Annotated in this window: 11 protein-coding genes and 1 tRNA gene; 8 read left to right on the top strand and 4 right to left on the bottom strand. The window is 29.2% G+C overall.

Going from position 1 to position 16,337, the window contains the following annotated elements; all coding sequences use genetic code 4:
• The first annotated feature begins 50 nt into the window (after positions 1 to 50).
• On the top strand, positions 51 to 2,114 hold the full coding sequence (locus tag EXC58_RS03020) for an MYPU_1760 family metalloprotease (protein ID WP_129725565.1): 2,064 nt from the start codon (positions 51 to 53) through the stop codon (positions 2,112 to 2,114).
• A 45-nt stretch (positions 2,115 to 2,159) separates the two neighbouring features.
• Here the strand turns inward: EXC58_RS03020 and EXC58_RS03025 are convergent, their stop codons facing one another.
• The 4 genes from EXC58_RS03025 to EXC58_RS03040 all read right to left on the bottom strand — a co-directional run bounded on the left by EXC58_RS03025 (position 2,160) and on the right by EXC58_RS03040 (position 5,793).
• Entirely contained in the window at positions 2,160 to 3,080 is a 921-nt protein-coding gene (locus tag EXC58_RS03025; RefSeq protein WP_197723792.1) for a nucleotidyltransferase, read from the bottom strand.
• Positions 3,081 to 3,111: 31 nt separating this feature from the next.
• Entirely contained in the window at positions 3,112 to 4,464 is a 1,353-nt protein-coding gene (gene asnS / locus EXC58_RS03030) for an asparagine--tRNA ligase (RefSeq protein ID WP_129725567.1), read from the bottom strand.
• A gap of 44 nt (positions 4,465 to 4,508) precedes the next feature.
• Positions 4,509 to 5,327 (bottom strand): GNAT family N-acetyltransferase, encoded by an 819-nt coding sequence (locus EXC58_RS03035; RefSeq protein ID WP_129725568.1) that lies wholly within the window; start codon positions 5,325 to 5,327, stop codon positions 4,509 to 4,511.
• A gap of 392 nt (positions 5,328 to 5,719) precedes the next feature.
• A tRNA-Gly gene (locus tag EXC58_RS03040) sits at positions 5,720 to 5,793 on the bottom strand.
• Positions 5,794 to 5,909: 116 nt separating this feature from the next.
• Between EXC58_RS03040 and uvrB the strand changes: the two genes are divergently transcribed.
• From uvrB to EXC58_RS03075, 7 genes are all read left to right on the top strand, one after another.
• A complete protein-coding gene (gene uvrB, locus EXC58_RS03045; protein ID WP_129725569.1) occupies positions 5,910 to 7,907 on the top strand; it encodes an excinuclease ABC subunit UvrB in 1,998 nt (665 codons plus the stop codon).
• 68 nt (positions 7,908 to 7,975) lie between these two features.
• Complete coding sequence (locus tag EXC58_RS03050) at positions 7,976 to 8,479, top strand: hypothetical protein (protein ID WP_129725570.1); 504 nt, start codon at positions 7,976 to 7,978, stop codon at positions 8,477 to 8,479.
• 8 nt (positions 8,480 to 8,487) lie between these two features.
• Positions 8,488 to 11,340 (top strand): excinuclease ABC subunit UvrA, encoded by a 2,853-nt coding sequence (gene uvrA, locus EXC58_RS03055; RefSeq protein ID WP_129725571.1) that lies wholly within the window; start codon positions 8,488 to 8,490, stop codon positions 11,338 to 11,340.
• Positions 11,341 to 11,378: 38 nt separating this feature from the next.
• Positions 11,379 to 12,314: an HPr(Ser) kinase/phosphatase gene (hprK, locus tag EXC58_RS03060; protein WP_223211624.1), complete on the top strand. Its 936-nt coding sequence runs from the start codon at positions 11,379 to 11,381 to the stop codon at positions 12,312 to 12,314.
• On the top strand, positions 12,298 to 13,278 hold the full coding sequence (lgt, locus tag EXC58_RS03065) for a prolipoprotein diacylglyceryl transferase (protein WP_129725573.1): 981 nt from the start codon (positions 12,298 to 12,300) through the stop codon (positions 13,276 to 13,278). The genes hprK and lgt overlap by 17 nt, the downstream gene beginning before the upstream one ends.
• Positions 13,279 to 13,288: 10 nt before the next feature.
• On the top strand, positions 13,289 to 14,221 hold the full coding sequence (locus EXC58_RS03070; protein WP_129725574.1) for an NAD(P)/FAD-dependent oxidoreductase: 933 nt from the start codon (positions 13,289 to 13,291) through the stop codon (positions 14,219 to 14,221).
• Positions 14,222 to 14,360: 139 nt separating this feature from the next.
• On the top strand, positions 14,361 to 16,190 hold the full coding sequence (locus tag EXC58_RS03075) for an alpha-amylase family glycosyl hydrolase (RefSeq protein ID WP_129725575.1): 1,830 nt from the start codon (positions 14,361 to 14,363) through the stop codon (positions 16,188 to 16,190).
• The last annotated feature ends 147 nt before the right edge of the window (positions 16,191 to 16,337 follow it).

The raw sequence follows: 16,337 nt of genomic DNA on the forward strand, positions 1-16,337 counted from the left end.
TTTTATAAATTTAATTTCTTTATAAAATAAAGAATATAATTATTAGCATTATGAAAAAGGCTTTATTCAAAAAAATTCTTTTAACTATCCCTTTAACTTTAAGTGTTGTTGCAACATCTGCAAGTTGCAGTTTTTTTGAAGATTTAAAAACAAAAAAAACCCCTCCTACTGTTGAAACCAGAAATAATTTTGCAGCTGTAAATTTAAGTGATCTTAAATTGTTAACAAAATATGTTGATTTTAATGATAAGGATACTTCTCCACACCGTATTGTTCCTATTACTGAAGAAGAAACTTTTCTTGTTAATCAAGATAATTTAACTGATCAAGAAAAAGAAAAAATTCTTAAAGAGCTTAATTCTACTGTTGAAGATTTTCAAAAAGTAGAAGAAAAAGAAGATACTGATAAACGTTTTTATTTGCAATTTGTTGAGCCTTATACAGGAGTAGCTTTTAAAGAATATTCATATGCAACTGATGAAAACGGCGTTCATAGATATATGTTAGGAAAAAATGCGTTAGTTAAATTTGCTCAAGAATTCAAGCGAAAAGTTCCTTTTGGACCAGAAGTTCACCAACTTCAAGGAATTAATATTAATGATTTTACTGTAATTCCAGCTTCTGCAAATGGAGTGTATGTTACCCAAAATAAAAACATTTATTTAAATGGATATTTACTCCTTGAAAAAGGAATTGGACTTTATGCAATAATGAGTGCTTTAATGGGAACTTTATTTCATGAATATATTCACCACTGGGCTAATAGTTATGCTCAAGTAGGATTGCTTATTGATAAATACGGTAATTCTAAAGATCGTTACAATAATGCTAGAATTATTTATCATGGTGCCTCTGAGGAAAATCATGGTTCAGAAGTGCAACTTTGAAATGGATATTTTACTGAAGAATTTAAAAACCTTTTAAATTGGAATGTTAATTTAAAAGCAGATCTTTCTGGAAATCGTTCTTATGATCAAGCACCTCAACTTTATAAAAATAAGTATTTAAGTAGTATCTTTTCTCCAAGCGAATTATGAACTTATGCTAATAGTTATGAGGATAAATTCAATTTACTAAACGATGCTAATATTTTATATTCAACTGATGGAAATTTTAAAATTGGACCTGCTAATATTAAATATATTTACTCATTAACTGAATCGGTTGCTCGTGAATATACAAAATATGCATTTGAGAATTATTATCAACTCAATAGTGGGCTTTCAAGAAGTTCCGAAGAAAATAAAAACTATTTTTTTAGTTGATTCGGAAGCACTATTGGTACAAATGATCGAGTAGCATTACTTACTTATGGTGCAGGGAATGACTGACTTAGAACTTATTTAACTCCTTCAACAGTAGCTTATACAAATAAAGGGTTTAATCAAGATGATTATTTAGCCTTTCCAAATACTGTTTTTCCTTTTAATTACAAAGGAAGACTTACTGATAATAATCAAGATTATGATTCATCAAGACTTTATACTTTAAAAGAAGAATTTAAAAACAATCGTTCAAAACCTTTTTATAAGCTTTTCCTAGATACAATGGGATATGGAAAAGCAATTGCTCAAATTTTTCCTAAAACCATTTGAAAATGAGAAGATAAAATTACTGATACTCACAAATTACACGAAAAATTGTGAACTGATAGTGTTGCACGAAATTTTGTCAAATTTAGCGGATATTTAAAAGATAAGCAAGAAAGTGGTTTTGCAATTGTTTCAAGCAATGGAAATATTACTAGCACAAAATTTCAGTATCAAGATACTTTTAATTTCTTTGGTAAAAGTGCATTTGATCAAGGTGCATCAATTTTAGATCCTGATGAAAGAGAAGAACAATTACAAACTAGATTATACCCAGATGCTGATGAAGTCTATTATCCATATACTACTGATAATTATGTTAATTTAAAGGAAAATGATAAAATTTATTTCTGAAAAGATCTTAATAATGATGGGAAAGCTCAACGTAATGAAATTGATTTTAAGAAAGCTATTTCAATTCCTAAATTTAGAAGAGTTACTAACAATCAAGGAAGTGATGGAGCTTCAAATAAAGATATTTATTTAGAAAATGAAAACGGAACTATAACAGCAAAAATAATTTAAATTAGACATTCAAAAAAGGCAAAAAATTGTCTTTTTTAATCTAATTTATTTTTTAATTCTTTTTAAAACAAACAAATATGCACGTTTTATGCGAGAAGCAGTATATCTTCTGCTTACACAATTTTCAATAAAGGTATCATAATCAGGTGAATTAATTTGTTTTTTAAAAAGATTTTCCATTCCTTCGGAAATCATTTTATAACCCGCAAGAGTTTGTGCAGGTGTATTTTTAATAATGCGTTGAAATTTTGGATATGTTTGCTGAATTTGTCTATTAGAAATATCTTTTAATTTAACTGGAGTAAATGGAGAAATATCTTCATTTTTTGCAACCATTTGACGAATTTTACTTGCACTAGCAAAATTATTTGTGGTTTGTTCACTATGAAAATCAATGGTTCGTTTAATAGCTATTGGAGTAATTGGTAAATTTTCATTAACAATGGTTTTAACATATTCAATTCCTAAAATATCATTTGGCATAGAAATATTACTTCCAGTTAGATCTTGAAGTGCTAAATTTGTGGCTCGTGGAAAACTCAAACCTTTTTGCTTGAGATATTTTTTTACTAATTGGTCATACTCAGGCTTGTTATTTTTTAAAATATTAGCAATTTTTAACAAATTCTTTGCATCTCCACTTTCACTACCAAAAACTAGATAATTTATTCCTTTTTTAGCTAATTTTAAAACACTTTCACGAGCAAAAATATGGGCAGCTTGTGCGGAAATGTTTATTTTTAGCTTTATAAATTTATTTACTCCATATTTTTTTGCAATTTTTTTTCTTTTATATCAAGACATGCAAATATAATCACCTCTTTGCGAATATTTATGTGACATTGCTACAAAAATTTTGCAATTAGGAAACATTTGTTTAATAAGTTGCAATTGATAAATATGACCATTGTGAAATGGATTATATTCAGCAACAATTCCAATTTTAACGTATTTCATTATAAAAATTGTATATAAAAAAATTAGCTTAGCTAATTTTTTACATACGAATATTACCTGAAGTTCTTGGATAAGGAATCACATCTCTAATATTTTCAACCCCAGTTATATACATAACAAGACGTTCAAAACCAATTCCAAATCCGGCAGAACCAACATTCCCAAATCTTCTAAGATCTAAATATCATTGTAAATCTTCTTTATTAATCCCAAGTTCGTTTATTCGGGTAGTAAGTTTATTAATATCGTTTTCTCTTTGACTTCCACCTACAAGTTCTCCAACACCTGGAACTAGTAAATCAAATGAAGCAACTGTTTTACCATCATCATTTTGTTTCATGTAAAAAGCTTTAAAATCTTTAGGAAAATTAACTACAGCAATAGGAGCTTTGTAAATTACTTCAGTTAGATATTTTTCGTGTTCAGTAGCCAAATCAAGACCAAATTTAATATCTTGATTTTCAAAAAGGTGCTTAACTTGTGCTAATTGGTCAATTGCATCATTATATTCAACAATTTTTAATGGTGTATTAAGAAATTCCTCGATTCGATTAATTAAACTATTATCTAAGTTATCATTTAAATACTGAATTTCGTCTTTATTTTTAAATAAAGTATTACGAATAACTACTTTAAGTAAATCATCTGCAAGAGCAATATCATCATAAAGATCATAAAAAGCCACTTCAGGTTCAATCATTCAAAATTCAGCTAAATGACGTTTAGTATTTGATTTTTCTGCACGAAAAGTTGGAGCAAAAGTATAAATTTTTTGCAATCCAAGTGCAGCAGATTCACCATGAAGTTGTCCAGTTACCCCCAAGGTTGCTTTTTTATCTTTTCCAAAAAATGGCTCTTTATCACCATCATTAACGTTGAAGGTTTCTCCGGCTCCTTCTCCATCGTTGCTAGTAATAATTGGCGAATTCATGTAATAAAAATCTCTTTGCATAAAGTAGCGGTGTACTTCATGGGCTAAAGTTGAACGAACAAGCATAATTGCTCTAAGTAAATTAGTACGGTGTCTTAAGTGTGGAAGTTCTCTTAAAGTTTCAAGTTTAATTTCTTGGTTTTGAATTGGATAATCTTCATCAGCAACTGAATATTTAATTATTTTAGTTGCTTCAAGCTCAATTGGTTGTTGAGCTTGTGGGGTTTCTTTTAAAATTCCTTCAACAACTATTCCTGAACCATTTTTAAGCTTATCAAGTAATTCAAAGTCAAAACTTTGATCTTTAAATACTACTTGAAGTGATTTAATAGTTGACCCATCATTTATTGAAATAAATCTCACTTTTTTATTTCCACGGTTTGAAACAACCCACCCTTGTAATTGATAAGTTCTATTATTAAAATATTTAGGTCTTTGTAATATTTTTTTAACTGAAAACATTTTCTTCCTTTTAATTTTTTATAATTCTAAAATTATATAGATTTTTAAGGGTTTTTTACTAAAACAACAAAGTCTCCAATAACTTCAAAGCCAATTTTTTCATACAATTTACCTGCATGGATGTTATTTCAAAACAAAATTGGGGTTTTGTTTGAATTTAAAATATTATTGCATAAATTTAAGAGACAATCAAAAGCATAACCCTTTTGACGTTCATCAATATTAGTAAAAACCCTTCCTATCATTACTGCTTGTTTAGTTACTGCTGAAGAAGCTGCATGTGCAAGAATTTGATGAGAATTTCTAATAACATATCCAAAATATGATCCGCTGTTAAAAGCACTTTGCAAATATTTTGGATCATTTAATTTTTCTCCAAGTCCTTCAAATTCAGCAATTTGTTTGCTAGCTTTAATAATTAAAGGAATATCTTCAAGCTTGATTTTTTTAGATTTTAAGTTTGCTTGTGAATAAATTTGTTTAAACTTTTGTTTATTTATTTTCATAAAAGTTTCTTGATAAAGTGAATAATTAAATCCAAATTTTTGGAGTAAATTCAAAAGTTTTTGATATTTTATTCCAACTAGTAAAATATTTAAAACATTATGATTTTTGACAATTTCAATAAAAGATTGCTCATCAAAATGCTCATCTTTTAAATAAATAACTAAATTTCCAAAAAAATATAAAATAACATCTTTCAAAGGGCCTTCATTTACATAAGTAAAAACATCATTATCAGCAAAAAGACCAAAGTTTTCAATATCAGAAATTAAAAAAGTATTTAAAAATGGTTCATTTTGATATAAAAAATCTAAAATTTGGTCTTTTTGAATTTTTTGAGCAGGAATAAATTTTCGCATGTTCTAATTATATTTATTTTCAAATCTTTTAAAAACCAAATAAAACTGGAAAAAATGTGGAAAAATATCCATTTTTTGCTTCGAAAACTGCGAAAACTTTATAATTATTATGAGATCCATCAGTTGATCTCCTCTTTCTTTTAGAAAGAGTATACTCGCTTAATATTTTCTAACATACTTATTTTATTATTTACTTAGAGTTTCTATCTGGAACCATCGATATTTATAGATTTTAATACATAAGACTTTCATCTCTCTCGTTTTTTTCTTCTTATATAATATTATCTATACTTTTTTATATGTTTTGGAAAATGCACTTTAGTGCATTTTCTTTTATTTATTTTAAAAAATAAAAAACACCAGATAAGGTGTTTTAAGGACACAATATGATTTGGAGCGAGTGAAGGGAATCGAACCCTCACAGTCAGCTTGGAAGGCTGAAGTTCTACCATTAAACTACACTCGCATTATTTTGTTGCCTTATAATTATAATACAAAAACAAAAAATACAAATATTTTTCAGAATTTTTTGTTTTTATCTTCAATTTAAGCAAATAAGTAATATTAAACTATAATTAAAATATGAGTCTTTTTAAATTACATTCAAATTATCAACCAAGTGGAGATCAACCAAAAGCAATTGCAGAAATAACTCAAGGAATAAAAAATGGAGTTAAGGAGCAAGTTCTTTTAGGAGTAACTGGATCAGGAAAAACTTTTACAATTGCTAATGTAATTAAAGATTTTGATAAACCAGTAATTATTTTAACTCATACTAAAACACTAGCTTCGCAACTTTACAGTGAATTAAAAGCTTTTTTTCCTGAAAATGCTGTTGAATATTTTATTTCTTATTTTGATTATTATCGACCAGAAGCTTATTTAGCACAAACTGATACATACATTGAAAAAGACTCCCAAACTAATGAGCAAATTGAAATTTTACGTCTTAGCACTATTAATTCACTTTTAACTCGTCGAGATACAATTGTAGTAGCTTCTGTTAGTGCTATTTATGGAGCATTAAATCCCGAAATATATAAAGACTCTTTTTACAGATTTTATGCAGGCTTAAGTATTTCGGTAAAAGAATTTATTTCCCATTTAGTTCAAATTAAATATGAACGCAATGATATAGATCAAACACCAGGCAAATTTACTGTCAAAGGGGATGTAGTATTTGTGCGCCCAGCTGATTCAGAGGATAGTTGCGTTCGGATTTCGTTTTTTGGGGATGAAATTGAAGAAATTGCATTAGTAGATCCGCTGACAAAAAATGTTCTTAAAAAAGTTGCAATTTATACACTTTCTCCTGGGAATGCTTACGCAACTGATAATTCAGTTTATGACCAAATTATCCCTTTAATTGAACAGGAATTATCACAACAAATTAATTATTTTACTCAAGAAGGTAAAATTTTAGAAGCTACCCGCTTAAATCAAAGAGTTAAAAATGATATTGATGATATGAAAGAATTTGGGATGTGTAAGGGAATTGAAAATTATTCGATGTATCTTGACCGAAGAACCTTTGGAGAACGTCCATACACAATTTTAGATTACTTTCCAAAAGATTCATTGATGTTTATTGATGAATCACATATGTTTGTGCCACAATTGCATGGAATGTATGCCGGAGATCGCTCTCGAAAAGAAAATTTAGTTAATTATGGGTTTAGATTACCTAGTGCACTTGAAAATCGTCCATTAAGATTTGAAGAATGAGAAAATGTCTTTGATTTTAATAAAGTTTTTATTTCAGCAACTCCAGGGGATTATGAGCTTGAACGTACTCAAGGAGTGGTTACTCGTTTATATGTGCGTCCAACTGGATTATTAGATCCAGAGATTATTATTAAACCAACCAAAAATCAAATCGAAGATATTTATAATACCATTATTAAGCAACGCGAAAGTGGAGATAAAACTATTATTTTAACCACTACTAAGGAACTTTCTGAAGAGTTAGCAGTGTATTTATCCGAACGGGGAATTAAAGCTGCATATATTCACAGTGAATATAATACTTTTGAACGAAATGAAATTTTGCGAAAACTGCGTTCAGGAATTTTTGAAACAATTATTGGAATTAACTTGCTAAGAGAGGGAATTGATCTACCAGAAGTATCTAAAGTGATTGTTTTAGATGCTGATAAAGAAAGTTTTATGCGAAATTATCGTTCACTTATTCAAATTACTGGTCGTGCAGCTCGTAATCACAAAGGTCAAGCAATTTTTTATGCAGATAAAATCTCAAAAAGTATGCAAATTTGCATTGATGATAATAAAGAAAAACGCCAAATGCAAATTGCTTATAATCAAGCTCACAATATCGTTCCTCAAACAATTATTAAACCAATTCCTGAACCTATTCATGGTCATTCAATTATGAATGCTGTTGAAGCATTAATGAAAAAAACCAAAAATAAAAAAGGTTCTGAAAAAATTGCTAAAAAAGATAAAGATGAAATTATCAAAGAACTTAAAAAACAAATGAATGAAGCTGCTAAACTTCTTGATTATGAACGAGCAAGGGAACTTAGAGATATTATTTTTGAGCTACAAATTGAAAAGAGCTAAAAAAACCATATTTTTAGCTCTTTTTTGCACTTTTTGCTATTTAATGTTATAAAATTATTAATGAAAATATGACATATACATACAGAGAAATTCAAAATAATAGCGATTTAATATTAATTCAAACTATTGATGTTGTTTCGTTATATAACGCCTTTAGAAAGATTTTATTAAAGTTAGAGTTAGATGATAAAAAGTTATACTATTATCTAACTTTTTCCCTTTTTAAACGTAATGATACTTTTGTTGAAAACACCAAACCTTTTGCGGTTGCATTAGGTTATTTGCTTATCGGATATACCACACATAAAAATGATAAATTTGCTAAAATTAAAAGTACTTTAAAAAAGCAAAATATCAACAATTTTGAGAATGCTTTGAAAAATGAGCAAATTAGTGAATCGCTATACCAATTAGCAAAAGAAAAATTTGGGTTTATTAATTTAGACGGATCAGCTAAAGATTTAGTTTCGCTTGTTAATGATTATGGATTATTTTCAACACAACAAATCTTAGAAATTGAAAAAATGACTCTAATTTTACACCCTGTTAATGGTTGTGATTTACCTAGTTAGGTGGAAAAATGTCAAAAAAAGATCAAATTATCATTAAAGGAGCACGAGAAAATAATCTGCAAAATGTTTCTTTAACTTTGCCAAAAAACAAGTTAATTGTTTTTACCGGACTTAGTGGCTCAGGAAAAAGTTCGCTAGCTTTTAACACAATTTACGAAGAAGGACGTCGTAGATATGTTGATAGTTTAAGTAGTTATGCCAGAATGTTTTTAGGCGGGACCAAAAAACCTGATGTTGAATCAATTGAAGGATTGAGTCCTTCAATTTCCATTGAACAAAAAACTACTGTTAATAATCCGCGATCAACAGTTGGGACTGTAACTGAAATTTATGATTATTTTAGACTTTTATTTGCACGGATCGGAAGAGCTTATTGTCCCAACCATAACATTGAAATTACCTCACAAACTCTCAAAGACATCATCACTTCAATTTTTAATCAAAAACTTAACTCACGCTTAATTATTTACTCGCCACTAGTAGAAGGAGAAAAAGGAACTCATCAGAATTTACTAGAAAAACTTAAAAAAGAAGGCTTTTTAAGAGCTAAAATTGATAATCAAATTTATTTACTTGAAGATACAATCACTTTAGATAAAAATATTCGTCATGTGATTGATTTAGTTATTGATCGAGTTTCATTAACTGAAGAAAACAAAAATCGAATTGCAGAAGCAGTTGATATTGCCTGTGAACGTTCAGGCGGAATTGTTAAAGTCGAAAATATTGATAATGGACAGGTTCTGATCTTTTCGAAAAATCATGCTTGTATTTACAAGGATTTTAGTATTTCAAAAATCGAAACAAAACTTTTTTCATTTAACTCACCTTATGGAATGTGCCAAAGCTGTAAGGGAATTGGTGTTGAATTTAAAGCTGATTGAAATGCTTTAGTTCCTGAACCATGAAGAAGCATTTCTTTAGGGGGAATTAAGTATTTTGAAAATACTGTTAATACACTTAATTTAGAGTGACAAGAATTTGAAGTTTTATTAAACCATTATGGAATTGATAAAGACACTCCAATTGACGAAATCCCTGAAAAATTGCTTAAATATGTTAAAAATGGATCTGATGAAATTATTGAATTTGATTTAGTTTCAAGCAGCGGGAATCGTCGCAGATACAAAAAAGAAATTCCTGGTATTTTAGATAAAGTCGAAAATATGTATTATAACACCACTAGTGATGCAATTAGAGACTGATTAAAAAAATATATGGGTTCATTTGTGTGTCATGTATGTAAAGGAGCAAGATTAAATTCTGATGCTTTATCAGTTAAATTGGGAAATAAAAATATTTACCAATTTACACAAATGTCAATTGAAGAATCGCTTGATTTTATTGAGCAATTACAAAAAACTTTTAGCGAAAATGAAACTCAAATTTCTAAAATTATTATCAAAGAAATTACTGATCGGCTAACTTTTTTAAAAAACGTTGGACTAGAGTATTTAACTTTAAATCGGAATGCTGAAACACTTTCAGGGGGAGAATCGCAACGAATTAGGCTTGCTACTCAAATTGGTTCTAATTTAACTGGAGTACTGTATGTTTTAGATGAACCTTCAATTGGATTACATCAAAAAGATAATTTAAAATTAATTGAAACCTTGCGAAAAATGGTAGATTTAGGAAACACTTTAATTGTAGTGGAACACGATGAAGAAACCATTTTAGAATCAGATCATATCGTTGATATTGGACCTGAAGCGGGTCATAAGGGTGGTCAAATAGTAGCTTCTGGAGATTTAGAAACCATTATTAAAAACAAACAATCAATAACTGGAAAATATCTTTCTGGAGAGTGAAAAATCGAAATTCCTAAATATCGCCGAAGCGGAAATGGTAAAATCATTACAATTAACGGAGCAAAGGAAAATAATTTAAAAGATATTTCAGTGTCAATACCACTTGGAAAATTAGTAGCAGTTACTGGAGTTAGTGGCTCTGGAAAAAGCACACTTGTAAATGAGATTTTAGTGCATGGAATTCAATATTCGTTGGGATTAGCACAAGGTCATGCTCACAAAAAAGCTAATTTTACTTCAATTAAAGGACTTGAAAATATTGATAAAATTGTTCCTGTTTCACAAAGCCCAATCGGAAGAACTCCTCGTTCAAATCCATCTACATACACGGGAGTTTTCGATGATATTAGAGAAATTTACGCTAATGTTGAAGAATCGAGAATTCGTGGATACGCTAAAGGAAGATTTAGTTTTAATGTTTCTGGGGGAAGATGTGATAAATGTTCTGGAGATGGATTTATTAAAATTGAAATGCACTTTCTTCCAGATGTTTATGTTGCTTGTGATGATTGTGATGGAAAACGTTACAATCGAGAAACTTTAGAAATTAAATACCGCAATAAAACTATTGCTGATGTGCTTGATATGTCTGTTGATAAAGCACTTGAGTTTTTTGAATCAAAAAACAAAATTGTCGAAAAGCTACAAATTTTGCAAGATGTGGGTTTAGGATATATTAAATTAGGACAAATGTCTACGACTCTTTCTGGTGGTGAAGCTCAGCGAGTAAAGTTAGCAACTTACTTACAGAAAAAACCCACCGGAAAAACTTTATATGTTCTGGATGAACCAACTACTGGACTTCATACTCATGATGTGAAAAAACTTATTAACATTTTAAATCGTATCGTTGATAATGGTGATTCGGTATTAGTAATTGAGCACAATTTAGATGTTATTAAAAGTGCTGATTATATTATTGATTTAGGTCCTGATGGAGGAGTTAAAGGAGGAAAAGTTATTGCAACTGGAACCCCTGAACAGCTTTGTGCTTCTCCAATTTCTTACACTGCACAATTTCTGCGTAAAATTATCAAAACTGCACAATAAAAGGTATAATACATTCAAATAAATAAGGATTTTTAAAAATGCCAAAAAAAATGTATGCCAATGATATTATTACTTTTTTTGAGCTTAATGTCATTAATAAAGAAGTGCAATTGAATAATTTAGAAATTCTTTCTCCAGCAATCAAACGTGCAGGACTTGAACTTGCTGAAGAAATTGGAAGCGTTCGCTTGCAATTTAATATTATTGCTTGAGGAACAAGCGAAAGTAAATGATTTGAATTAGTTGGTCTTGAACGAACCAAAAGAGCTTTAAATCATGTTTTTTCATTTCAACCTCCTTTAGTGATCTTATCTAAAGGAGTTTCGCAAGAAAACGTTAATTTAATTAAAGAAATTGGTTCAAAATATAAAATTCCAATAGTCCACAGTGATTATTTATCCAGTTCATATTTAACCACTAGCATTGGAACTTATTTAAACAATCATTTTGCTAAAATTGTTCAAGTGCATGGATGCTTGATGATGATTGGTGGAACAGGTGTTTTAATTGTAGGACCAAGTGGAAGTGGGAAAAGTGAAGCAGCCCTTGAATTAATCCAAAAAGGCCACATTTTTATTTCTGATGATGCTGTTTTAATTAAAGATTTAGGAAATCGTTTTGTTGGTACTTCTCCTCATATCACTAAGGATTTTTTAGAAATTCGTGGAGTGGGACTAATTGACATTAAATACACTTATGGAGTTAAATCGGTTGCTTCTTCAACACCTATTCATTTAGTTGTTGAGCTCGTTAAAAAAGAAGAACAAAATAAACTTGATCGCTTAGGATTAGATTTTTTAAAATATCCAATTATGGGGCGTTCAATTAAAAAAATCCAAATTCCCACAAAAGAAGGGGGAAGTGTGTCTTCTTTAATTGAAGCTGCTGTAAGTGCTTATTTAGCTAGACACGATGGATTAAATGCTATTGAAAAAATTGAAAAAAGGAGACTTGAAGATGAATGATTCAATTAATACACCACTTGTACCATTCAAAGAAGGTGATCCACAAATTTTATTTAATCTTGGTTCTTTTCCAATACGTGCGTATTCAATTTTACTAATGATTGGTATTATTGCTTCAATTTTAACGGTATTGTACTTTTGATTGCGCGAAGGTTATAAAATTGATATTTTACTAACCTTTATTATCATTATTGTTCCACTTTCAATTTTTGGTGCTCGTTTAGGATATGTTTTCGAAGCACTTATTTATGATAGTGAACCATTTAAAAACTCCCATTGATATGCTGCTTGGGATGGAGGATTATCCATCCAAGGAGGAGTTATCTTAGGAGCTGCAAGCGGTTTAATTTATGGATGGTTTAAACGTGATGTTGTTGATTTTCGTAAAATTTTAAGTATCATTATTCCAACCATTTTAATTGGACAATTTGTTGGAAGATGAGGAAATTTCACCAACCATGAGGTGTATGGAAAAATTGATTGAGATGGTTCAGCAGTTAAAGCTTGAGGAAGTGTTATTTCAAGTAATATGTTTATTAAAGATCGATACTCAGATGCACTTGGATTAAATGGAGCTTATCGTTATCCATTATTCTTATATGAAGGACTTGCGAACTTATTTGCTTATTTAGTCATTGTTTGAATATTCAACTTCTTTGGATTATTTAAACCAGGAACTCACGCGGGAATGTATTTCCTTTGATATGGACTTGTGCGTTATAGCATGGAACCACTTCGGCAAGAAGCTTTTGCTCTTTATTCAAATGTTGCACTTATTTTCATTGTTTTTGGTGCATTTTGAATTATTTACTTTCAATTTATTTCTAAGGTTGAATATGTTGTGACCAAAGTTAAATATAGATATGTATACACTTACAAAGATGAGTTAAAGTATCAACTTTATGTTGCAAAAACATCTCCAAAAGCTGTATATTCATTTATTAAAGAAAGATTAGTTGCTAACAAAATTTAAGGACATTATTATGACAACAGATATTAAATACGATTTAATTATTATCGGAAGTGGACCTGCAGGACTTAATGCAGCTTTATATGCTTCAAGAGCAAATTTAAAAGTAGCTTTTATTGAAAAAAGCGCTCCTGGTGGAAAACTTTCAGCAACCAGTAAAATCGAAAATTGAATTGGAACTGAATTAACTGAAGGATGAAAACTTGCAACTTCGTTTTTTGAACATGCAAAGCAATATGGAGCTGAGTATATCTACGGAGATGTTAAACAAATTATCTCGCATGGTGATTTAGACAAAGAAGTACTTACTGTCAAAGGAAAAAGCTACCGTTCAAAAACTGTATTAATTGCTTCAGGAATGAAAAATCGTGTTCCTACTTTTATTGAAAATTGTGAGAAATTAATTGATCGTGGAGTTAGTTTTTGTGCGATTTGCGATGGACCACTTTATAAAGGTCTTCCTTCAATTGTTTTAGGTGGAGGAAACTCAGCAGTTGAAGAATCGACATACCTTTCAAAAATTGCTTCGCAAGTTTATTTGGTGGTTAAAGATGATTACTTTAACGCAGAAAAAAAACTTGTTGATGAAATGTTAAAATTACCAAATCTTAAAGTATTTTACAAATCACAAATTCTTTCACTTAAAGGAGAAAATAAACTTGAAGCTGCAGTTGTTAAAACTGAAGATGGTTCAGTTGTTGAATTGCAAGTAAGTTCATTTTTCCCTTATATTGGTCTTTTACCAGTTGCTGATTTTGCTAAGGACTTAGATATTTTTGATGAACGAGGATTTATTAAAACTGACGAAGAAATGCAAACATCAGTTAAAGGAATTTTTGCAGCTGGAGATATTCGTTCAAAAGAAATTCGTCAAATTGTCACCGCTGCTTCAGATGGAGCAATTGCTGCTAAGAAAATTTCAGATTTAATTAATGCTAATAGCTAATTTTAAATACCCAACAAAGACTATTTTTAGTCTTTGTTTTTTACTACTAAAAATCCAATAAATGTGGAAACGTTCCACAAAATATCTTTTTTTAAAGTTCAAAAATCTTTTAAAATAGGGTTTTTAGTAAAATTAAAATATGAAACTGAAAAAATTAAAATGGTTATTTTTAATCACTCCTCTTTTAACAATTTCAAGTGCTGCTTGTGTCAATTTTACAGATGATAGCACCAAGAGCAAATGAGGAGAAGAAAAATACGCACGAAATTATGGGCAGCATTTATCTTATATCGAAGATGCTAATAATGCAAAATTTATTGCTCCTTTTAAACAAGAAAATAAATCTAATACAGTATATCAATTAACCGTTTATTCATTTGCTGATGGGAATGATGATGGAATTGGAGATTTTATTGGCTTAAAAGAAAATTTAAATTATTTTGTTAATTTAGGAATTAATACTTTATATTTATCTCCAATTCATCCAGCAAGCTCATATCATGGATATGATGTAATTGATTATTTAGATGTAGCCCCTGAACTTGGGGGTAAAGAAGCTTTTGAAGAATTTTTAGTTGAAGCTCATAAAAAAGGAATAAAAGTTATTTTAGATTCAGTATTTAATCATACCTCTTATGAGCATCCTTGGTTTCAAAAAGCACTCCAAGGAGACCCTAAATATCAAGGATATTATTACTTTTTACCAGAAAATGTGGATCAAAATACACCTGGTTTAGGGATAGATAATGATTGAATTCGAGGTATTTTTAAAAATTTAAAAGATAAAAAAGCAACCAATAAAAAATATGTAGCTGAATTTTGAGCTGGAATGCCAGATTTAAATTTAAATAATCCCGAAGTTAAAAAAGAACTTGATGCAATTCAACAATATTGGTCAAAATTAGGAGTAGATGGATTTAGATATGATGCTTTTTATCACTTCTTTGATAGTAAAAATCCATATAAAGATAAAAGTAATGGAAATACCAAAATTAATGATATTTTTGCAAGTTTAAGAAAAGCTAGTGAAAAAGCATATGAAGATAAGCAACCACGTTCAAGCACTACCCCAATAATGTTTGGAGAGTGATGAAAATCGCCTACAGAATCACTAATTTACACAAATAAAAAATTTAATGGCCTTGATAGCGTAATTGATGGTTCACATTGAAAACACCAGATTGATGTTGGTATTAAGTTTGATGAAGAAAAATCATTACTTAAAAAAATCCAAGAAAATAATTCAACTTGAATGCCATTTTTGGACAATCACGATGTTGAAAGATGAATCAATTCAGTTCGTTTAGGTAATATTGCTAATGGTAAAAATATTTATACCGATGAACCATTAAATGAGCTTGATAAATCATTATTAGATTATGGATTAACTAGTTTATTATCACGCTCAGGAAGTCCAATTTTATATGATGGAATGGAATTAAATATGCATGGTGGTCCAAAAGGCAAAGGTGATAATTTAGTTAGAGAAGCTTTTCCTTGAAAAAACAAAGACAAACAAGTTGATTTTTACGAACTCCGTTCGGGGGAAAAAGATACTCGAATTTATTTAAATTTATCTAAAAATGAACAAAAAATTGAGGACGCCATTATGGATCCAAATTCTACATATTCACTAGTTTCAAAGCTAAATAAAATTAGAAATGATTATGATTTTGTCCCTTCGCAAGATCCAAATACTGTTGCTAATCCTAGTGATGTAATTGAAGATGGAACTTTAAAGGGTCTTAAATTTGTGAGCAATATGTCTTTAAGAACTAATTCTAAAGGAGATTATTTGCTTTATGTTTTTGATTGAGGAAAAATAAACTCATCATTTAAACTAAAAGATAACTTTAATATCGAAAAAGTTCTAATTCAAAAAAACGCAAAAATTGATGTAACAACTAAAAATGTTGAGCTTAAAGGAATTGGCGGTTTAGCTGTAATTAAAATTAAAAAAGTTAATTAACTGAAAAATAGAATAGTAATTTTTTCACTATTCTATTTTTATTAAATGAAAATTTACTTATTAATAACTTGACTAGGCATCATTTTTTAGAAAAATATAGAAAAATGTGGAAAAAATTTCTCATTTACTTTTTGATATTTCTATAAT

This window comes from Mycoplasmopsis citelli (assembly GCF_900660645.1).
Taxonomy (GTDB): Bacteria; Bacillota_I; Bacilli_A; order Mycoplasmatales; family Metamycoplasmataceae; genus Mycoplasmopsis; species Mycoplasmopsis citelli.